12 protein-coding genes and 2 pseudogenes are annotated in these 20,200 nt (G+C 71.7%); 10 read left to right on the forward strand and 4 right to left on the reverse strand.

From position 1 onward, the window contains the following. Positions 1-196 precede the first annotated feature (196 nt). From ACIBB8_RS16595 to ACIBB8_RS16605, 3 genes are read left to right on the forward strand one after another with little or no spacing between them, the layout of a single operon-like run. Positions 197-1,210 carry a hypothetical protein gene (locus ACIBB8_RS16595; protein WP_398952645.1) on the forward strand — a complete coding sequence of 338 codons (1,014 nt, stop codon included), beginning with the start codon at positions 197-199 and terminating at the stop codon, positions 1,208-1,210. Then, positions 1,138-1,698, forward strand: a complete 561-nt coding sequence (locus ACIBB8_RS16600; RefSeq protein ID WP_398952647.1) for a discoidin domain-containing protein — start codon at positions 1,138-1,140, stop codon at positions 1,696-1,698. Before ACIBB8_RS16595 ends, ACIBB8_RS16600 begins: the two co-directional genes overlap by 73 nt. A gap of 25 nt (positions 1,699-1,723) precedes the next feature. Further along, positions 1,724-3,868: an alpha-galactosidase gene (locus ACIBB8_RS16605; RefSeq protein WP_398952649.1), complete on the forward strand. Its 2,145-nt coding sequence runs from the start codon at positions 1,724-1,726 to the stop codon at positions 3,866-3,868. Positions 3,869-3,936: 68 nt separating this feature from the next. On the opposite strand, the pseudogene ACIBB8_RS16610 reads toward ACIBB8_RS16605, so the two are convergent. Beyond that, positions 3,937-4,631, reverse strand: a pseudogene (locus tag ACIBB8_RS16610) (FadR/GntR family transcriptional regulator). 41 nt (positions 4,632-4,672) lie between these two features. After that, positions 4,673-5,638: an MMPL family transporter gene (locus tag ACIBB8_RS16615; protein ID WP_398952651.1), complete on the reverse strand. Its 966-nt coding sequence runs from the start codon at positions 5,636-5,638 to the stop codon at positions 4,673-4,675. A 351-nt stretch (positions 5,639-5,989) separates the two neighbouring features. Between ACIBB8_RS16615 and ACIBB8_RS16620 the strand changes: the two genes are divergently transcribed. The 6 genes and pseudogenes from ACIBB8_RS16620 to ACIBB8_RS16645 form a co-directional block, all read left to right on the forward strand. Continuing rightward, positions 5,990-6,709 carry a TetR/AcrR family transcriptional regulator gene (locus tag ACIBB8_RS16620; protein WP_398952653.1) on the forward strand — a complete coding sequence of 240 codons (720 nt, stop codon included), beginning with the start codon at positions 5,990-5,992 and terminating at the stop codon, positions 6,707-6,709. A gap of 120 nt (positions 6,710-6,829) precedes the next feature. Further along, a complete protein-coding gene (locus ACIBB8_RS16625) occupies positions 6,830-8,320 on the forward strand; it encodes an MFS transporter (RefSeq protein WP_398952655.1) in 1,491 nt (496 codons plus the stop codon). A gap of 33 nt (positions 8,321-8,353) precedes the next feature. After that, positions 8,354-9,295, forward strand: a complete 942-nt coding sequence (locus ACIBB8_RS16630; RefSeq protein ID WP_398952657.1) for a TauD/TfdA dioxygenase family protein — start codon at positions 8,354-8,356, stop codon at positions 9,293-9,295. Positions 9,296-10,290: 995 nt separating this feature from the next. Beyond that, positions 10,291-13,560, forward strand: coding sequence for an FtsX-like permease family protein (locus tag ACIBB8_RS16635; RefSeq protein WP_398952659.1), 3,270 nt, complete (start codon positions 10,291-10,293; stop codon positions 13,558-13,560). 1 nt (position 13,561) lies between these two features. After that, positions 13,562-16,321, forward strand: a complete 2,760-nt coding sequence (locus tag ACIBB8_RS16640) for an FtsX-like permease family protein (RefSeq protein WP_398952661.1) — start codon at positions 13,562-13,564, stop codon at positions 16,319-16,321. Positions 16,322-16,515: 194 nt separating this feature from the next. Further along, positions 16,516-16,726 (forward strand): annotated as a pseudogene (locus tag ACIBB8_RS16645) (ABC transporter ATP-binding protein); the annotation flags it as partial. 111 nt (positions 16,727-16,837) lie between these two features. On the opposite strand, the gene ACIBB8_RS16650 reads toward ACIBB8_RS16645, so the two are convergent. Together ACIBB8_RS16650 and ACIBB8_RS16655 are read right to left on the reverse strand one after the other, a co-directional pair. Next, positions 16,838-17,569, reverse strand: coding sequence for a hypothetical protein (locus ACIBB8_RS16650; RefSeq protein ID WP_398952663.1), 732 nt, complete (start codon positions 17,567-17,569; stop codon positions 16,838-16,840). Continuing rightward, entirely contained in the window at positions 17,566-19,257 is a 1,692-nt protein-coding gene (locus ACIBB8_RS16655; protein WP_398952665.1) for a cytochrome bc complex cytochrome b subunit, read from the reverse strand. Before ACIBB8_RS16655 ends, ACIBB8_RS16650 begins: the two co-directional genes overlap by 4 nt. A 548-nt stretch (positions 19,258-19,805) precedes the next feature. Between ACIBB8_RS16655 and ACIBB8_RS16660 the strand changes: the two genes are divergently transcribed. Further along, a complete protein-coding gene (locus ACIBB8_RS16660; protein ID WP_398952667.1) occupies positions 19,806-20,195 on the forward strand; it encodes a hypothetical protein in 390 nt (129 codons plus the stop codon). Positions 20,196-20,200 lie beyond the last annotated feature (5 nt).

Consider the following 20,200-nt stretch of genomic DNA (forward strand, 5'->3'; position numbering starts at 1 on the left):
TTACGCAAGTCTCTGGCCTGGCCTTTCAGAACCTCCGCGCGACATCCTCCGCCCCGGCTGCAGCCGAGCCGGCCGGATATGGAGCCGCATGACCAAGGCCTCTGGAACGCTTTTCAGCCACGGAAGGCATCGTCTACCTTGCCGCTGCCCCAACCGACACGGCCCCGCCGGGCCCACGAGCCGCAGGAGCACAGCAGTGGCAGCTCAGGACGACTCCTCCGCGAGACCGGACATCGAGCTCGGCAGCCGACTCGGCCGTCGACGGTTCCTCGGCTCGATCGCCGCCCTCGGCGCCGGCCTGGCCACGCCCGGCATCCTGGACGCCGCCGGACTGGGCTCGAGCGCCACGGCGGCGGAACCCGCCGGCGCCGCCATGCGCGCCACGATCGACGCGACCCACCCCGCGCACGTGATCAACCTCGGGCAGGGTGACCAGCAGTTCCAGGGCACCCTCCAGCAGCTGTGGGACACCGTCCCCGCCTGGCTCAAGCCCTACGCCTACATCAACCTCCTCGGCGACAACCACCTCCGGAACGTCCCGGCCACGACCGACTGGATCCAGTCCCAGCTGGACGCCGCCGAGCCCGCCGACATCCCGGTCACCGCACAGGTCGCCAACGGCGAGACCGGGAACACCAACCTCATCCCGGTGAGCCAGTGGCAGACCTGGGCGCAGACCCACCCGAACACCTTCAAGGGGTTCAACGCCGCCGAGCTCTACAACGGCCCGGACCTGAGCAACTACCTGATCAGCCTGTTCGACGTCGCCGGCCAGCAGGGCATGTTCCACCCACGTCCCCACGGCGTCCGTGAAGATCAGCTCCGACGAGCACACCAACGTCATCGTCCAGGAGAACCCGTCGCACCTGGGCGTCCACGTCTTCAACTACCGGCTCGACCTCACCAACGCCCTCTCTCTGGTCCCCGACCAGGCCAGCACGGTGCCGTTCGGCCAGAACTACATGGCGCCCCGGCTCGACGCCGCCGGCAACCCCTTGTGAACGCGGACAGCTCGATCACCACCGTCGGCGGCAAGACCCTCCCGGGCCGCAGCGCCCGGGACGTCCGCAACGTCACCCTCACCGTCGTCGGCACCTGGAAGGGTGGCCGAACATCGTCTTCGACGACTACGCCGACATGTCCCGCCCGTACACCCAGCAGCAGACCTGGGATCCGGCCACCAGCATCCTCGCGCTGCCCCTCACCATGAACGGCACCGCGCACTTCAACGTCCAGCTCGACGGCGGCGGCCCGCGCATCCTGCCGCGCACCGGCTGGACCGTGGCGTACACCGACAGCGAGGAGGTGACCGCGGAGAACACCCCGGCGACCAACGTGCTGGACGGCAGCATGGCCACCTTCTGGCACACCCGGTGGTCGAACGTCACGCCCGCGCCGGGCTGCCCGCACGAGATCCAGCTCGACATGAAGGCGGCACACAGCGTCTCGGGCTTCACCTACCTGCCCCGCCAGGACGCCTCCCAGAACGGTACGGTTGCCCAGTACGAGTTCTGCGTCAGCGCCGACGGCACCACCTGGGGAAGCCCCGTGGCCACCGGGACCTTCGCCGCCGACCAGACCCTCAAGACCATCAACTTCCCGGCCAAGAACGGCCGTTACGTAAGGTTCCGGGCGCTGTCGGAGATCAACGGCAACCCCTGGACCTCCTGCGCCGAGCTGAACGTCATCGGCCAGTGATCCCTCCCCTCCGGAAGACGAACGCATGACAGTGCACCACCCCGCCCCGGCCATGCTCCGCGCGGCCGGGACCGCCCTCATCTTGGACGTCTCGGGTCCGGGCCTGCCCGCCGTCCTGCACTGGGGCGCCGACCCCGGCGACCTGGGCGACACCGACCAGCTGCTGCTCGGCCTGCGGCCCTCGTGGCCGGTGGCCTCCGTGGACGCCCCGGTGCGGCTGCGGCTGATCCCCCAACAGGTCGACGGCTGGGTCGGGCGCCCGGGTCTCGCCGGGCACCGGGAGGGCGTCCCGCCCCATCTGCGGCTGACGCTGACCGAGCCGGTCAGCCTGGCCGGCCAAGCCGGCGAGGGCGGCCGGCTCACGGTACGCGCCCGCGACGAGGCCGCCGCCCTGTCGGTCACCACTCACATCGAGATGGACCCGTTCGGCGTGGTCCGGCTGCGGCACGAGATCACCAACGAAGGCCCGGACGGGTTCACACTCGACACCGTGGCCTGTCTGCTCCCGGTGGGCGACCAGGCGAGCGAGGTGCTCGACTTCACCGGGCGCTGGGCCCGCGAAAGGTCGCCGCAACGTCGGCCGCTCGCCCACGGGCTGACCGCCCGCGAGTCCCGACGCGGTCGCACCGGCCACGACGCGACCGGCCTGTTCCTGGTCGGCGAGCCCGGATTCGGCTTCCGGCACGGCCAGGTCTGGGCCGCACACGCCGGATGGAGCGGCAACCACGTGCACTACGCCGAGCTGCTCCCCGAACACCGGCCCGTCCTGGGCGCGGGCGAGCTCCTCGCGCCCGGCGAGATCCGCCTCACCCCAGGCGGCACCTACCGGACCCCATGGGCCTACTTCACCTGGTCGGGCGAGGGCATGGACGGGCTGTCCGACCGACTCCACCAGCACCTGCGCGCCCGGGAGAGCCACCCGCGCACCCCGCGACCTGTGATGCTGAACACCTGGGAGGCCGTCTACTTCGACCACCGCCTCGACCGGCTCACCGAGCTGGCCGAGCGCGCCGCCCGGGTCGGTGTCGAGCGCTTCGTCCTCGACGACGGCTGGTTCACCGGCCGCCGGGACGACAGCGCGGGCCTCGGCGACTGGACCGTCGACCCGACGGTGTGGCCGAACGGCCTCCACCCCCTCGTGGACCGCGTCAGGGCCCTCGGCATGGAGTTCGGCCTCTGGGTCGAACCCGAGATGGTCAACCCCGACTCCGACCTGGCCCGCGCCCACCCCGACTGGATCCTGGCCGCCCCTGGACGCACCGCGCCACCCGCCCGCAACCAGCAGGTGCTCGACCTCGCCAACCCCGAGGCGTACGCCCACATCGCGGCCCGCCTGCACGCCCTGGTGGACGAGTACGGCATCACCTACCTCAAGTGGGACCACAACCGTGACCTGCTGGAGTCGGCCCACACGGGCGCCGCTGGCGTCCACGCCCAGACCCTGGCCGTCTACCGCCTCCTGGACGAACTGCGCGAGCGCCATCCGGGGCTGGAGATCGAGTCCTGCTCCTCCGGCGGTGCCCGGATCGACTACGGCATCCTGGAGCGTACGGACCGGATCTGGGCCTCCGACACCAACGACCCGCTCGAACGCCAGCGCATCCAGCGCTACACCGGACTGTTCGTACCACCGGAGCTGACGGGAAGCCACGTCGGCGCGGCCACCGCCCACACCACCGGACGCACCAGCCCGCTGCCGATCCGCCTGGCGACCGCCCTGTTCGGCCACGCCGGCATCGAGTGGGACATCACCGCGTGCACCGCGGAGGAACTCAACCTCCTGGCCGCCTGGACCGCCCTGTACAAGCGGCTCCGGCCGCTGCTGCACGGCGGGCGGACCGTCCGCGTCGATCATCCGGACCCGGCGGCCTGGCTGCACGGCGTCGTCGCGGACGACCGTCGCCACGCTGTCTTCGCCCTGTTCCAGCTGGCGTCCTCGACGGCCTCGGTGGCCCCCCGGATCCGCATCTCCGGCCTCGCCCCCGAGCTGACCTACACCGTGACGGTCTGCCAGGAATTCCAGGCGGCCTCCGCCCATCCCAGCGCGACGGTGCCGTGGCTCGTCGAGGGGTCGGTCCGCGTCCCGGGGGCGGTGCTTGCCGGCGTCGGTCTGGCGGCGCCACTTCTCGACCCCGAGCAGTGCCTGGTGCTGGAACTCACCACCGAGTAGAGCGGATCACCACATGCGGGTGGCGGGGCCGGCTTCAGCCGGCCCCGCCACCGTTTTCTCGTCCTTGCTCAGGCGAGCCCGGAGGCTTGCGCGCCGAGCGTCCCGCGCAGCCACTGCTCGACCTCCGCAACGTGACCGTCGCCCAGGCCTGGGCGAGTTCCGGACGCCGGGCGGCAACGGCCTCGTAGATCGCCCGGTGCTGCTGCCTGGTCCGCCCCACCACACCCTCCTCCGTCCGCCCGCGCCACAGCCGGGCCCGCGCGGTCGGGCCGGACAGGCCGTCGATCAGTGAACAGAGCACCGCGTTGCCGGAACCCGCCGCAAGCCTGCGGTGGAACTCCAGGTCGTTGTCGATCAGTGCCTCCAGCGAGGCGCCGTCCTCCAACCTGACCAGCACCCCGCCGAGGGCCACGATCTCCTCGTCCGGCATCGCCCGGGCAGCCAACGCGGCCGCGGCGGGTTCGAGGATCCGCCGGACCTCCAGGAACTGCAGGACGGTGTCGGCCTGCTGGAGGTCGGCGACGAACGTCAGCGCGTCCAGGAGCAGGTCGGGCTCCGGACTCGTCACGTACGTGCCGTCACCCTGGCGCACGTCGAGGACCCGCATGAGCGAGAGCGCCTTCACCGCCTCGCGCAGCGAGTTGCGCGACAGCCCCAGACGCTCGGCCAGGTCGGCCTGGCGCGGGAGTCGGGAACCCGGGCTGAGCTCACCGGTGACGATCACGGCCTTGATCTTGTCGATCGCCTCGTCGGTGACTGGCACGCGTTCGCCTCTCTCGGGTTTTCCGGTCCGTGCAGGATGGGTCACGGGCGTGCGGGCGGCCGAAGGCCGTAGACGTCGGCCGCGTTGGCGTGGAAGACCCTGCTCTTCTCCGCGGGGCTCAGCCCGTCGGTGAGGCGGTCGGCGAACCGTACGACCTCGCCGTAGCCGGCCTGAAGCGTGCAGACCGGCCATCGCCGTGACCGCGGTGGCGGCGGCGAGGGCTCCTTCGAGGGCGTGGTGCCAGGGCGAACCGGGTGGAGCGGAGGGCATGGGCAGGCTCCTGTACGCGGGGTGAGCTGGGGTGGGCTGGGGCACGGGGCGGCGGGAGGGGGCCGCCGCCCCGTGGGCGCGGGTGTGGGACCGGGGCGCACGCCGAGGCCCACGCCGAGCATGGCCGTGAGCAGCGGAAGCCCCGCGGCGAGGAGCGAGCCGAAGGTGAGGACGAGCACCAGCGCGGCCACCGCGAGGCCCATGGCCTCGGAGGAGTGCCCGCCGCCCACCGCGTTCACGGCGTTGCCGCCCACCTCGACCGACAGCTTCTGCGATGCCGTCCGTGCGACGGTGTCCTGCAGCGCGTCGCGCGCGCTCTGCGTCAGCTCCGGGGCGGGCACCTCATAGGCGACCTGCGCGTAGGCGGTGGAACCGTCCTGGCTCACCGACCGGGTGGCGTACGGGTCGGTGATGCGCGCGACCTGCGGATCGTACCCGAGTTCCCGGACCGTCTCCTGGACCGCCTTCCGCACCTCCGGGTCCGTGATCCTGCCGTCCTCCGCCCGGAACACCACCCGGGCCGTCGCCCCGTCGGCGTTCAGCTCCGGAAAGCTCTCCTCCAGCAGGTCGTAGGCGTGCTGCGCCTCCGTGCCGGGCATCGAGAACTCGCTCGGCGGCGCGGCGGGAGCCCTCCCGGCCAGCACCCCCGTCCCCACGAGCAGTACCACCCACAACAGCGTGACCGGCCAGCGCCTCCGGAAGGAGAACCGGCCCAGCCTGGAAAGGAATGTGGCCACAGAAAGGCTCCACGTCAGGTCGAGGCTCATCGGAACAGACACCGACGCCGTCAGCCGGGCCTGATCGTCCCCGGAGAGATTCTGGGAACTTCCTGGGAGATCCGGGCACGACGTCGGGGTCGCTGCCTCGGATCCCGGGCCGGACCGTCACCATCGCGGCCCGATTCACAGGAAGTTCACCGAGTCGGCCCCGAGGCGGTGCGGCCGACAGACGCCTGAATGACTCATCTGAGTTACTTGCCACTTCACTTCTCGCTGCAGCAACATCTGACCAGGCTTTGAGCGGAGGCCGTGCTGGATCGGTCGACAAGAGCCTTGTAACTTCAACTCGCTTGAGTTAATTTCCCGGCCATGGACACGCCGAAGTCAAGTTCACGAGTCCGCCTGGTCGAGACCGCGGAACGGCTCATCGCACAGCGGGGGGTTCACGGGGTGTCCCTCCGGGAGATCGCGGCCGAGGCCGGACAGCGCAACACGGGGGCGGTCCGCTACCACTTCGGTTCCAAGCAGGCACTCGTCGCAGCGATCTTCGAGCATCGAATGGCGCCGATCAACGCACGGCGCATGGAACTGATCACGGAGCTCGACGATCAGGGCAGGGCGCACGACCCCTACGCTCTGGCCGAGGCGTTCGTCGTGCCGCTCAGTGAGATACTCGACCGCCCCGGACGGACGAGCTGGTACCTGCGCTTCTGTGTCCAGGCGAGGTACACGGTCGAGCCCGGTACCACCGTACTGAACCGCGAAGGAGTAGGAGTCAGGCCGTGGACGAAGGGCCTCGTGATCCTGCACGACCGCGCCATGCGCCTCCTGGCGGGTCTGCCTGAGCAGCTCCGGGTGGAACGCTGGGCCCGTTTCAGCGGCTCCCCGGTGCATGCGCTCGCCGACCACGAACTGCGGCTCGAAGCCGCTGACGCCCAAGGCGCCGACTCGTTCGGCCTGCTCGTCTCCGACCTCGTCGACACCTCGGTCGCAGTCCTGACGGCGCCGGTTCGGCCCGCCACCCTACGTCTGGTCGGGCAGACGAACGCGACGCCGATGCCCTCCGCGCAGGGCTTCTCCCCTACCTGACCTCGCCCACCCGCCTGTCTCCCACGCCGACCACACCGCCAACCGCACTCCTCCGGTCCAGCGCCACCGCGATCCGGCACTCAGGTGCCCTCTCCGCACAGCTGCCGCCAAGGAGGCTCCATGGCCGTCGACAAGGTTCCCCGGCCGGCCGGCGAACCGGAACGTCCGTTCCCGGCGCCGGTCGGGCCGGTGGCGCACACCAGCCGCGCCCGTCTGGCCATCGCCCTGACCGCCATCGTCCTCATGTCGGAACTCGCACCGATGGAACTCACCCTGGTCTACCCCTCGCTGCGCTCTATAGCGCTGGAATTCCACACCCCGCACACTGCCTGGGTTCTCGTCATCGTGGGGCTCACCGCCGTGGTGACCATTCCGCTCCTCGGGAAGCTCGCCGACACGTACGGCAAGCGACTCGTCCTGCTCGCTCTCGGCGGACTCTTCGCTGCCGGGTCAGTGATCTGTGCGACCGCGACCACCTTCCCGTGGCTGCTCACCGGCCGAGCGCTGCAGGGGACGTGCGGCGGCATCACGGCCGTGGCGTACGCGCTGATCCGGGACGTGTTCCCCCGCCGTGTGGTGCCCATCGCCCTGGGCGCCGTGTCGGCAGGGATCGGCGTCAGCGCTCTCGCCTCTCCGTTCCTGGCGGGCGCGCTCATCGACTGCTACGGATACCGGTCGGTCTTCTGGTTCATGTTCGCCTATGCCGCTGTGCTCGTTCCGGTCACCCTGCTCTTCATCCCCGAGTCCCCCCTGCGCCTGCGCCGGCGCCTCGACGTCGCGGGCGTGCTCCTCCTGGGCAGCGGGATAGGACTGATCCTCCTCGCCCTGACCCAGGGCCGGGCGTGGGGTCCGGCGGGCGTCGTCGCCGCCGGCACGCTCGGCGTCGCCACCCTGGCGGCGTTCGCGGTGTGGGAGCGGAGAGTGCCCGTGCCCGCGGTCGACCTGCGCCTGATCACCGGATCGGCGATGCGGCCGACGTTGCTGGCCGCTCTGTGCGTCGGTTTCCTGATCGGCGGCTACGCACTGCTGATGCCGCAGATGCTCCAGACCCCGGCGATGCCCGGCCTCGGATACGGCCTGGGACTCACCGCCACAGGCGTTGCTCTGTGGACCTTTCCCCAGGGACTGCTCACCATGATGGCGGGCCCCCTCGGCGGGGCCGTCGCGCGCCGCTTCGGCGCCCGCGTCGTACTGATCGCGGCCGGGTGCATCCTGACCCTCGCCCTCGCGACGACATCGTCCTTGCCCGGGCACCGCTGGCAGATCCTTCTCATCGCGTCGGCCGTCGGCGTCGGCCTCGGCCTGCACTACGCCGCGCTGCCCAACCTCGTGATCGACGCGACGGACGCCCGTCACAGCGGCGTCGGAACGGCCATGGTTCCCCTGGCCGGCCAGTTGGGTGCCACGACGGCGGCGACCGTCATGGGGGCTGTGACCATGCGCCACACCGTTCGCACCGAGGCGGGGACCGGACAGATCGTGTTCACCGCCACCGCCTACCAGCTCTCGTTTCTCATCGCGGCGGCTGTCGGCCTCGCAGGCGTCCTGATCGCCGTACGCATGCACCATGGGCGCACACCCGCCACAGGCGGCGCGCTCCCGGACCACTGACTCCACATACCCCATCCACCCAGGAGGCGTCCGATGGAAACCCCCCGAAGGAACACCGAGGGCACGGAAGACAACGGACGAACGGTGTTCCGCAACGGCTGGAGGCCCGTACCCGTACGGGAACTGAGCCCCACCGGCAGCGGGACGCCGAGCGATCCCTACCAACTGTTCTCGCTCAGTCCGTGCAGCCCCACGATCGGCGCCGAGATCCAGGGCGTGGACCTCGCACAGCCCCTCACCGAGGAGTTGCACGCCGAGTTGCACCGCGCGCTGCTGGAGTGGAAGGTGCTGTTCTTCCGTGATCAGGACATGACGGCGCGGCAGCACCGGGACCTGACCCGCGCCTGGGGGACCCCGCAGGTGCACCCCTTCCTAACGAAGGCCGATGTCACCGAGGTGGTACAGCTCGCGCACGACGCACAGTCCCCGGGCACGGAGAACATCTGGCACTCGGACGTCTCCTTCGAGACCACTCCCCCGATGGGATCGATCCTGCGTGCCGTGGAGGTGCCCGAGGTGGGCGGCGACACCTTGTGGGCGGACATGGCCGCGGCCTACGACGGCCTGACCGATGACGTGAAGGAGCGCCTCGAAGGACTGCGGGCCGTGCACGACTTCACACTGGCCTTCGGCCGGAACCTCAGCCCCGACGAACTCGCCCGCCGGCAACGGGAACACCCCCCGGTCGCTCATCCCGTCGTCCGTACCCATCCGGAGACCGGTCGCAAGCTCATCTACGTCAATCGCATCTTCACCGACCACATCGAGGGCCTGTCTCGTGAGGAGAGCAGGGAGATCCTGGAGTTCCTCCAGAGCCAGGCTCTACACCCGGAGTACCAGTGCCGTCTGCGCTGGCGTCGCGGCACGGTCGCGTTCTGGGACAACCGGGTCACCCAGCACTACGCGTGCGCCGACTACTACCCCCACAAGCGAGTGATGGAACGCACCACCATCGTGGGTGACCGACCCCGGTGACGCGGCCGCCGTACCGTCCGCCTCGGGTCCGTACGCCGGCCGGCACACCACGGCAGTGAACCGTGACCGCGCTCGTCGATCACGACGGCGATCACCCATACCGGCGGCTTCCGTCGGGGCGACCCGCTCCGACCGGGAGCTGCGCGGATCCAGCACTGTCATGTCGACGAGCCACGGCCTCGGTGGCGCCGAGACAGCCCGGTTCGTCGGTCGCGTCGGCGACGGGCACCTTCGCGAAGGTGGTGGGGCCGTGCAGTGGCCCCCCACCACGGGCGTAGGTCAGCGCGCCGGACACCGTCCGGCCTGATGCTGACCATTTGCTGACCCGGAGGCTACGTTCACGGCTTTGACCTGCGCAAACGCCCAGATGCTAGATCTTCGACTTGAAAAGAGTACGCAGCATTCAGTGCTCCCAAAATCCGCTCCCTGCCTACTTTCTGCAGGTCAAGGGCTGTTCTCTCAGCCTACAACGGCTCGCCCTCCGTCTAGCACTGGCCACTCATGGAGGTTTTACGCTGATCGATTGCTGAGGTTCCTGGCAGGTCACCAGTCAGCTATTGAGGGCTCTTCATGGGCCTTTCCACCTCACCCGGGACCGATCAGTGTGACCCCGAGTATGGACGGCACCCCTGGGCCGCATCGAGATCCCGGTTTTTCGCATCGGGGTGAGAGAGGGGCTGGGAAGATCATGAGAGTGCCGTTCTGCCCCGTCGCGACTCCTCTGCGTGGGCGACCTCGCCGGCGACGTACGACTGCTGCTCCGTGGAACTACCTGACGTACGCGCCGGCGTCGATGATCAACGCGTCCGAGTTTGCGCTCCACAGCCCGGATTCCGGTCATGAAACGCCGATTCCCGGTCACAATCCGGTCAAGCTCGCTTCACTTCCGCTTACCCCACCCCATCCGCTCTGACAACATCACCGGAAGTTCTTGGCAACGGTGCCAACAGAGGCTTGGGGGAAGCCGGGTGACGACGTACGGGGGGCGTTTCAGGGTGCGTTCGGGGAGTGCAACGCTCGTCCTGGCGAGGGCGCAGGCGCATCGCCCGCTGATCGCCGCTGCGCTCGTCACCGTCCTGCTGACCACGTCCGTGCTGGCGGCCCTGGCCGCCTACTCGACCGCGATCGGCGACGCGGCCCTGCGCCACTCGCTGGCCGAGCCGCGCAACGCTGCCGATGCCGCGCTGGTCGTCAGGGCCGACGTGGCGGCCGATCGTCGCCGGGGCGCCGACACCGCCGTACGCGACGGAGCACGCCGTACCTTCGACGGGCTGCCGGTGACCGTGCGGACGCTGGTGCGCTCCGGCCCGTACGCCCTGCCCGCAACCACCCGGGCCGCAGCCACCCGGCCCGGCGGCGAGCCCGACCTCACGCACTTCGCGGCGCTCGACTCCACGCAGGTGCGGCTCAGCAAGGGGCGCATGCCACGCGCGGGCACGCCGGACGTCGAGGTGGCGATGCCTGAGACCGCCGCGCGGCGGCTGCGGCTGGCGCCGGGCGCCCGCCTCACTGTCACCGACCGGCTCGACGGGCCGCCCGTGCGGATCCTCGTCACCGGCGTGTACCGGCCCGCCGACCCGGCCTCCCCCTACTGGCTGCTGGACGAACTGGGCGGTCGGGGCGTACGGACGTCCAGCTTCACCACGTACGGCCCCCTGCTGACGGCATCCTCCGTCGTCACCGGCGGCCGGGTGAGCGGCGGACCGTCGGCGTGGCTCGCCTCCGCCGACTTCGCCCGCCTCACCGCCGACCGCATCGACGCCCTGCGCACCTCCGCGCGCACCGGGCCGGCCGCCCTGCTCAAGCTGCGCACCGGGGACGGCAGCGTGGGCGGTACGGCCGCGAGCACCGCTCTCCCCAAGGTTCTCGACCGGGTCGAGCGCTCCCTGCTCGTCTCCCGCTCCACCCTCCTGATCGTCGCGCTCCAGCTCGCCCTGCTCGCGGCCTGCGCGCTGCTGCTCGTGGCCCGGCTGCTCGCCGCCGAACGCACCGGCGAGACCCGGCTGCTGCGCGCCCGCGGCGCCTCCCGCGCCGCCCTCGCCGGCCTCGCCGCCCGGGAGGCACTGCTGCTGGCCGGGCCCGCGCTGCTGATCGCCCCGCTGCTGGCAGGCCCACTGGTCCGGCTGCTGGCCGGGCAGGGGGCGCTGGCCCGGCTCGGACTGGAGCTGGAGATGCCGGCCGGCGGACGGCTCGGGGTGTGGCTGACGGCGGCCGGCGTGGCGCTGGGATGCGCGCTGGCTGCGACCCTGCCGGCGGTCGCGCCGACCGGGTTCCGCACGTCCCGCGCCCGTGCCCTGCCCGCTCCGCTGCGGGCCGGGGCGGACCTGGGGCTGGTGGCGGTGGCCGGGGTCGCCTACTGGCAGCTGGCCCACCGCACGTCGGGCGCGGTGAGCGCGGACACGACCGGCGCCCTGGGCATCGACCCACTACTGGTCGCCGCGCCCGCCCTCGCGCTGCTGGCCGGGGCGGTCCTGACGCTGCGTCTGCTTCCGTCGGCCGCCCGGCTCGCCGAGCGCCGGGCGACGGGCGGGCGGGGGCTGGCCGCGGCGCTGGCCGGCTGGCAGCTCAGCCGCCGCCCGGGGCGCGGCGCCGGTCCCGTGCTGCTGCTCGTCCTGGCCGTCGCGCTCGGCGTACTGGCGATCGGTCAGGGCTCCTCCTGGGAGCGCTCGCAGGACGACCAGGCCGACTTTGCTGCGGGCGCGCCGGTGCGGGTCCTGGGCGCCGGCGGCGGCGAGCTCGGCCGCACGCAGGAATACGCGGCCGTGCCCCACGTGCGCGAGGCCGTCCCCGCCGCGCGGAAGACCCTGTCGATGTCCGGCGGCCGCACGGCGACGGTGCTGGCGCTGGACACCGCGCACGCGGCGGACACCGTCCTGCTGCGCCCCGACCTGGCGCCCGCCCCGATAAAGCGGCTTCTGGCGGGGCTGGGTCCGTCGGGTGAGTCGGCGGGCGCGCGCGTGCCCGCCGGGGCGACCCGGCTGACGCTGACGGCGACCCTGCTCAGTTCGGTGCGGGGCACGGAGAGCGCGGCGACCGTGACCCAGACGCTGGAGGACGACCACGGCGTCCCCTACCTGTTGCCGTCCGGCGACCTTCCCGCCGACGGGCGCCCACACACACTGTCTATCGAACTGCCGAGCCACCACGGACCGTTGACGCTTACCGGGGTGCAGCTCGTGCTGCCCATGCCGTCCTACCACGCCGAAGAGCACACCTTGACCCTCGACGCCCTGACCGCGACAACCGCCGCCGGCACGGCACAGCGGGTGCCCCTGCCGGCGTCCTGGACGGCGGCCTCCGACACCGGCGGGCAGGGCCCGGACGGCCCCAGAACCTCGCCGACCCGCCCGCGCGTCCGCCCCGCCGCGCACCCGACCCTGGTGTACGGCACGGGCTACGTCCCGTCCGACCAGCCCTGGCTCGGCCCGTCACTGACGCTGCGCATGCAGGTGACACAGCCCAAGACCACCGCGGTGGCCGCCGTCGCCACCGACCGCTTCCTCGCCTCCGCCGGCGCGCGCCCCGGTCAGACGATGGACATCGCCTTCGAGGGGCAGAACGTGCCCGTGCGGATCGAGCGCGCCCTACGGCAGCTGCCAACGGCCCAGGGCGGGAAGGGAGACGGCGACGGCGGCGCCGTGCTCGTCGATCTGCACGCCGTGAACCGGGTCCTCCAGGCTCGCTACGGGACCGCCCTCGCGCCCACCGAGTGGTGGTTGCGGCCGGACTCGCCCTCGGACAGCGCGGGCATCGCCACCGCACTGCGCGCCCGGCCCGACCTCGATCCCGGGCAGATCGTCGTGCGCGACGAGATCGCCGCCGAGCTGCGTGACGACCCGTTCGGGGCGGGCCCGGAGGCCGCGTTCACCGCGGCAGCCGCGGCGGCGGCGGTGCTGGCCGCGCTCGGGTTCGCGGTGAGCGCGGCCGGGGCGCTGCGGGAGCGGAACACCGAGTTCGCGATCCTGCGTGCCCTGGGCGCCCCACGCCGCCGACTGGCCCGTGCCGTCGCCGCCGAGCACGGCGTCCTGGTCGCGCTGGCGCTGGCCGTGGGCGCGGTCCTGGGCATCGCCCTGACCCGCGCGGTGCTGCCGCTCATCATCCTGACCGGCGAGGCCACCCGCCCGGTGCCGGATCTCATTGTGGAACTGCCACCGCTGCGGGTGGCCGCCCTGCTGGCGGCCGTGGCCGCCGTCCCGGTCGTCGTCGTGGCGCTGCTGGCGGTGCGACAGGCCGATCCGGTGCAGGTGCTGCGGGAGGGGGAGTGACATGGTAATCCCGTTCAGGCGTGCGGAACGTGCCGCCGCCCCCTGGGTCCGCACCCGTCTGAGGTCGGCCCCCGGTGCCGCTCTCGCCCTCGCCCTACTGGTGGCGGTGACCGCCTGTCTGGCCGCCACGTTCCCGCGCGCGCTGGAGCGGTACGAGGACGCGGGCCTGCGCCACTCCGTCGAACAGGCGCCCCACTTCCGGAGCGTCGTCAGTCTGTCCGCCCCGGCTCCCCTGCCGAACCTGCCGCAGGACCAGCGCGAGCAGGCACTGCGCGCCGCCACCGTGAAGCGCCACTACGACAGCATCCTCGGCACGGTCCGGCGCCCCTTCGTCACCGACCCCAGCCAGTCGTCGTACGGCGTGACCACTTCCGTCAACCAGGCGGTGCCCGAGCCCTGGCTGCCCCGGCCGAGCGGGCTGCCCGCCCAGGTCGCCCTCGTCGCGCAGGCGGGCCTGGCCGACCACGCCCGGCTGAGCGAGGGCCGTCTGCCACACGCCTCCGGCACGGTCACCGCGGCAACGCCTGAGGTGGAGGCTGCGGTCAGCGCGGACACCGCCAAGATCCTGCGCATCAAGGTGGGGTCGGTCCTGCACGTCCCCGGCGCGGGTCGGGACGCGCTCGCCGTCCGGGTCACCGGCATCGTCGCCCCGCGCGACCGGGACGGCGCCTACTGGGCGACGGACACGCTGCTGCGCACGCCCGCGCTGATGCGGGTATCGCCGGCCGAGCCGGACTCGCCCCAGTACTGGCTCGGTGCCCTGCTGCTGCCACCCGAGGCCGCCCCCGCACTCCTGGGCACCGAGGGGCGGCCCTACCGCTACTGGCGGCTGGCCCCCGCCCCGAACACCCTGCACCACCGTGACCTGGGCGCGCTCAAGTCCGTGCTCGCCGCCCTGGAGTCGGGCCCCAGCCTCCAACAGGCGCGCGCGGCCACCGACCCCCTCACGGACGCCAACACCGACCTCGACGACGTGCTCGCCTCCTACTCCCGCCTGCACTCCGGCGTCTCTGCGCCGATCTCGGTCGCGGCGTTCGGCGGCGGTACGGTCGTCGCCATCGTCCTGGCGATGATGGGTGGTCTGGCCGCCGACCGCCGCCGCACCGAACTGGCCCTGCTGCGCGCCCGCGGCGCCTCGCTGCCGGGCCTCGCCGCTCGCCTGCTCGCGGAGACGGCGGTGATCGCCGTCCCGGCCGGGGCGCTGGGCCTGGCCGTGGCGGTGCGGGCCCTCCCCGGCGCCCGGGCCCTGCCCGCCGTACTGGCCGCCCTCGCGGTCACGGTCGTCGCCTGCGCCGCCCTCCCCTTGCGCGCGGCGGCCGCCCACCGGCTCGTCCGCGTCCCCGCGCTCCGCCAGGACGTGACGTCCGTACGACCGTCCCGGCGACGTACGGTCGCGGAGCTGACGCTGGTGGCGGTGGCCGCCGCCGCGGTGGTGACCCTGCGCCAGCAGGGCACGTCCGGCGGGTCCGGCGATCAGCTGACCTCGGCGGCGCCCGTGCTGGTGGGAGTGATCGCCGCGCTGCTGCTGGTCCGCCTCTACCCCCTTCCCCTGCGTGGCATGGCCGGCCCGGCTCGGCGGCTGCGCGGTGTGGTGGGCCATCTGTCCCTGGCCCGGGCCGGCCGCAGTTCCGCGTCCGCGGTGCTGCCGCTGCTCGCCCTGCTCACCGCCCTCACCACGGCCTCGTTCGGCGGCTCGGTCCTGGCGGGCATCGCCGAGGCCCGGGACCACTCGGCGCTCCTCGCCGTCGGGGCCGACGCCCGGCTGGAGTCGATGGTGGATTCCCTGCCCGCGGGGCTGACCGACCGGGTGCGCCGGGTCTCCGGCGTGCGGGACGTGGCGGCGGTGAGCGTCGCGTACCGGGCGAAGCCGAACGACGGGCGCCAGACGGTGCCAGTGGTGGGTGTGGATCCCGGCGGCTACTCGGAACTGACGAGGCGGACGGGGCTCGGTGCCTTCTCCGAAGGGGTGTTGAAGAAGGGCCGGGGCGACCTGGGGGCCGGCGCCGTGCTGCCCGCCGTGGCCTCCCCGAGCGTGGCGGACGCCCATGGCTCGGCTCCGTTCCCCGTCACCATGGAGGACGGCAGCAGTGTCACTGTCCGCATCGTCCTCGTCCGGGACATCACTCCGGCCGTGACGGGCGCCGACTTCCTGGTGGTGGACCGCGCCGGCCTCAGCACCACGGTGGCCAGGCCGACGACGCTGCTGGTGACGGGCCCGGAAGCGGACGGCCGTGCCCTGCGCGAGGCGGCCGGGGACGCGGTGTTGGTCCGCCTCCGCGCCGACGAGAGAGCCCGGTACGTCGACTCCCCCCTCCAGTCCGGTGTGGAGCACCTCTACACGGCGGCGGTGGCTGCAGGCGCGGGCTACGCCGTGCTCGCGCTGCTCCTGGCACTCCTGCGCGCCGCTCCCGAGCGCATCGCGCTGCTCGCCCGCCTCCGCACCATGGGCCTCACCCGTCCGCAGGGCCGCCGCCTGCTCGTCCTGGAGTCCCTGCCCCAGGCCATGCTCGCCGCGGCAGGCGGCGTCCTGACCGGCTGGGCCGCGATCAGCCTGCTCTCCCCCGGCATAGACCTGACCGCAGTGGCCCTACCGCCCTCGGTTACTCCCCTGGAACAGGCCCCGCTGCGCACCGACGCCTGGTCGCTCACGGTGCCGGCGCTGGCCGTGGTGGCGGTGACGGTGGGAATCGCCGGGGTGCAGGCGTGGTGGGCGGGGAGGAGAGGAGCGGTGCGGGAGTTGAGAGCAGGTGACACGAGGTGAGAAGGGCAGCGCACCCTGTCCCCGGCGGCCCCGTCGACAAAGCCCGGCGGCCTCAGCGCCAGACCCTGGGGGCTCCGGTGCCTCCGGTCACGGCACCAGATCCCAAGGGCTCGGGTAGCTCCGGCGACTCCGGCCCCTGACCCCGGCGGACTCGGCGACCCCGGCCCCAGACCCTGGCGGCCCTCGCCCGCACCTGGCAGCAGGCCTCCCGCAGCCTGCTGCCGTGTCTCACTGCGGCCCAGAACGTCGCCCTGCCCTCCAGGTGGCGGGCGGGCGACGCCGCTCCTGGGCCCGGGCCCGGGTCGAACGTGCCCTGGAACTGGTGGAGTTGCTCCAGGTCGCCGCCTACCGGGACCGCCGCCCCATGGGATGTCCGGCGGTCGGCAGCAGCGGGGCGCGATCGCCGGTGACGGCCTGTACGTCAAAAACGCCGGCCTGACACAGCCACAGGGTGGTTCCGCCCGCCGCGCCCACGCCCTACGAAGCCGGCAAGGGCGTGGCGCCGCGGCCGTCCGCTCAGCGAACCCGACGTCTTGCGTGCCCGAGCTGTGAGCTTGTGAGCGGTACCGGTTCGCCCCAGCGGATCCGAAGTGCGTGGCGGGCTCCGAACCACCGGTGGGCGAGCCGGACAGCGGGCGGGAACAGCCGGCGGATCGCCTGCTGCCGGTCGGGCGGGGTGCCGTCGATGAGCCAGGCGCACAGCGCCACTCCGCTTCTGAGTCCGAGGGGGTGGCGTTGGGCGGCGTCGAAGTCCGCCCATTCACTGGTGGTGATGCAGGTCGCGACAAGCGGCAGGACGACCGACTGCTCGTAGTCGAGGTATGCCGTCAGTTCGGCGTCCAGCCGGGTCATGTACTCGGCCGTACGGCTTCCGGGCCCGCGGCCGGTCAGACAGTCGTCGACGGTCGCCGCGAGGAGGGTGACGCGGCGACGTGCCTGTGCCATCTCGGCCGCAGTGCGCTCGGGGCCGGGACCGGAAAGGCTCCTGCCGAGCAGGACCGGCCGCAGCACGTCGGCGTCGGCGTCGAGGTAGGTGGTGAGGTAGCGCAGGAAGTCGATCCAGCCCCAGGTGACGACCGGAACGCAGGTGCGCGACCAGGTGACGAGCCGGCGCAGGTCTCTGCGCAGGGCGTCGTGGACGGCGTGGATCAGCAGGAGGTCGATCCGTGGATCACGGGCAGGACCGTCGTCGCGTGGCCCCCTGGGCGTGGTCGAGCGTATGTCGAGGCCTCCCGGGTCGGGTCTCATGCGTGCGGCCCGTGTTCGCCGGAGGTCTCGCCGGGGTGGTCCCGAGACGGGGCACCGACCAGGGCCTGTGCAGCGGTCGGCTTGCGGATCTGGTCGGCGAAGTACCAGCGGGACAGGCTGACACGCAGCCGCTGTCCAGGGGTGGCTTTGCGGGTGACGCCGTTGTCGTCCACGGGCGGCGGGAGTTCGAGGGGCTCGTACTGCTCGTGGGCGGTCAGGATGTGGCGCGCCGCGGCGTCCAGGGGTTCGTGGCGTTCGACGAACCCGCCGCTCGGGAGTTTCTTGATGATTCCGGTTTCTCGACCGTGGAGGACCTTGTCGCGGTCGCGGAGTTGCAAGCCTTTGCACCAGCGCACGGTGACCATGTAGGCGAGTACCGGAGCGATGAAGAAGGCGACGCGTCCCGCCCAGGTGATCGTGTTGATCGACAGGTGGAGGTGGGTAGCGAGGATGTCGTTGCCGCCGCACGCCCACAGCACACCGTAGGCCGCGATCCAGGCGGCCCCGAGTCCGGTGCGGACCGGCATGTTCCGCGGCCTGTCCAGGAGATGGTGTTCGCGTGTGTCGCCGGTGATCCACGCCTCGATCCACGGGTACGCACCAAGCAGGGTGAACAAGATGCCCGGGACGATCACGGCGGGGATCAGGAGACTGAAGCTGATGGTGTGGCCGAAGGCGGTCCATTCCCAGGCGGGCATGATGCGCAGGGATCCCTCCAGGAACCCGAGGTACCAGTCGGGTTGGGATCCCGCGGCGACCCGCTCCGGCCTGTACGGCCCGTACGACCAGATCGGGTTGATCTGGGCCAGGCCGCCGAGCACGGCGGTGATGCCGAAGATGAGGAAGAAGAAGCCACCCGCCTTGGCGACGTAGACCGGCATGAGCGGCTGGCCGACGACGTTGCGTTCGGTGCGCCCAGGTCCGGGGAACTGCGTGTGCTTGTGGTAAAAGACGTAGATGAGGTGGACCGTCACCAGACCGACCATGAGTGCGGGCACCAGCAGGACGTGCAGGGTGAACAGCCGCGGGATGGCGTCGTCGCCCGGGAACTGCCCGCCGAAGAAGAAGAATTGGAGATAGGTCCCGACCAGAGGGATCGCAAGGACAACGCCGTCAGCGATGCGCAGACCGGTGCCGGAGAGCAGGTCGTCGGGGAGCGAGTACCCGGCGAAGCCGTTGAGCATCGCCAGCACCAGCAGCAGGAACCCGAAGAGCCAGTTGATCTCGCGCGGTTTGCGGAACGATCCGGTGAAGAAGTGTCGGAACATGTGCACGAACAAGGCCGCGATGAAGATCAGCGCCGCCCAGTGATGGACCTGACGGATCAACAATCCGCCGCGGACGTCGAAGCTGATGTCCAGCGTCGAGGCGTACGCCTGCGACATGTGAACACCCTGCAGCGGCACGTGGGAGCCGTCGTAGACGACCTCCTGTGCGCTGGGATGGAAGAACAACGTCAGGTAGACGCCGGTCAACAGCAGTGTGATGAAGCTGTAGAGCGCGACCTCACCCAGCATGAAGGACCAGTGGTCCGGAAAGACCTTCCGGATGTACTTTCCGCCGAGCCGGTAGATCCCCAATCTCTCGTCGAGCGCGTCGGCGACGCGCACGCCCTTGCTGTCCCGGACGGATATGCCGGCAGGCTCTGCTCCATTGCCGACCTTGGCGGTCGATTCCTGTGCACTCATGCGAGGTGCACCTCTCCTCTCTCTCCCACATCCCCGGCACGAGGACGGCTGATCCCGTCCGAGGAAGTCCATGCGAGTTGCCCCACCTACTCAGACGAGACAGCCCGGCGAAATGTGACGTGCCCGCGAATGACCTGCATGGTCGACGACATGGCTGGATATGCGGACGGAATCGTCCGCATACGCCGAGGGCATCGGTTGCAGTCGGCGGCGTTCCCCCGTGCACGCACTGCATGGGCCGCATCGGCCTTCGACACGCAGCACCGCGGGCCACCATGTGCCGAGGGCGGGTTGCTCGTGCCGTCGTGTCACGCCGAGCCTGTACCGGCGCATCGGGGGCAGCTCGTCGACGACGTGCCGCGGCTCGTCGTACGAGTCGTAGACCGCTCCCCCGGCGACAACCCACTCGCCCAAGATCATGCGGCGGCGCCATAGACCTCGGGGGCGCGCAGGTGACGGAGGGACAGGGGACGAGAACCGCCGGGTCCAAGTCAGTTGGCGCTGGATAGCGACCGTGAAGAAACGCGAGCAGCGCACCCGCCTTCGATGTGAGGGGGCGCATCGGCACGGACCTGCACGAAGCCGCGGGCCCCTTGGCTGCGGAGGGGGTACCCGATGGCCCCGATCAGACTGGCGCAGCTGAGGTCATCAAGGCTGGCGCCGCACACGGGCTGGTCAACCGGCTCAGCCAGGACCTCGACGTCGCCCCCGAGAACCCCGAGCAAATGCGGCAGGTACGCGCCCTGTTCACCACACAGGCCCGCACCGTCCCGCCGAGCACGCAGGTGCGACACCGCCGGCCCAGCAGCCAGGACGACCAGCGTTCCAACGAGGGCTGGTCCGTCCTCGCCCAGCCGGGCCCCGCGCGCGTGCGGGGCCCGGCCCCTCGGTGGCTCGACATCTCTCTTGCCCCCGCCGCAGGCGTCCGCGCCCGCTAGGACGT

It is taken from the genome of Streptomyces sp. NPDC051286 (assembly GCF_044455345.1).
Taxonomy (GTDB): Bacteria; Actinomycetota; Actinomycetes; order Streptomycetales; family Streptomycetaceae; genus Streptomyces.

Bases quoted from the DNA above. Each gene is read 5' to 3' on its own strand.
- ACIBB8_RS16650 (WP_398952663.1), bottom strand. From the start codon at position 17,569: ATGAGACCCGACCCGGGAGGCCTCGACATACGCTCGACCACGCCCAGG.
- ACIBB8_RS16605 (WP_398952649.1), top strand. From the start codon at position 1,724: ATGACAGTGCACCACCCCGCCCCGGCCATGCTCCGCGCGGCCGGGACC.
- ACIBB8_RS16630 (WP_398952657.1), top strand. From the start codon at position 8,354: ATGGAAACCCCCCGAAGGAACACCGAGGGCACGGAAGACAACGGACGA.
- ACIBB8_RS16655 (WP_398952665.1), bottom strand. From the start codon at position 19,257: ATGAGTGCACAGGAATCGACCGCCAAGGTCGGCAATGGAGCAGAGCCT.
- ACIBB8_RS16625 (WP_398952655.1), top strand. From the start codon at position 6,830: ATGGCCGTCGACAAGGTTCCCCGGCCGGCCGGCGAACCGGAACGTCCG.
- ACIBB8_RS16620 (WP_398952653.1), top strand. From the start codon at position 5,990: ATGGACACGCCGAAGTCAAGTTCACGAGTCCGCCTGGTCGAGACCGCG.
- ACIBB8_RS16640 (WP_398952661.1), top strand. From the start codon at position 13,562: ATGGTAATCCCGTTCAGGCGTGCGGAACGTGCCGCCGCCCCCTGGGTC.
- ACIBB8_RS16600 (WP_398952647.1), top strand. From the start codon at position 1,138: ATGTCCCGCCCGTACACCCAGCAGCAGACCTGGGATCCGGCCACCAGC.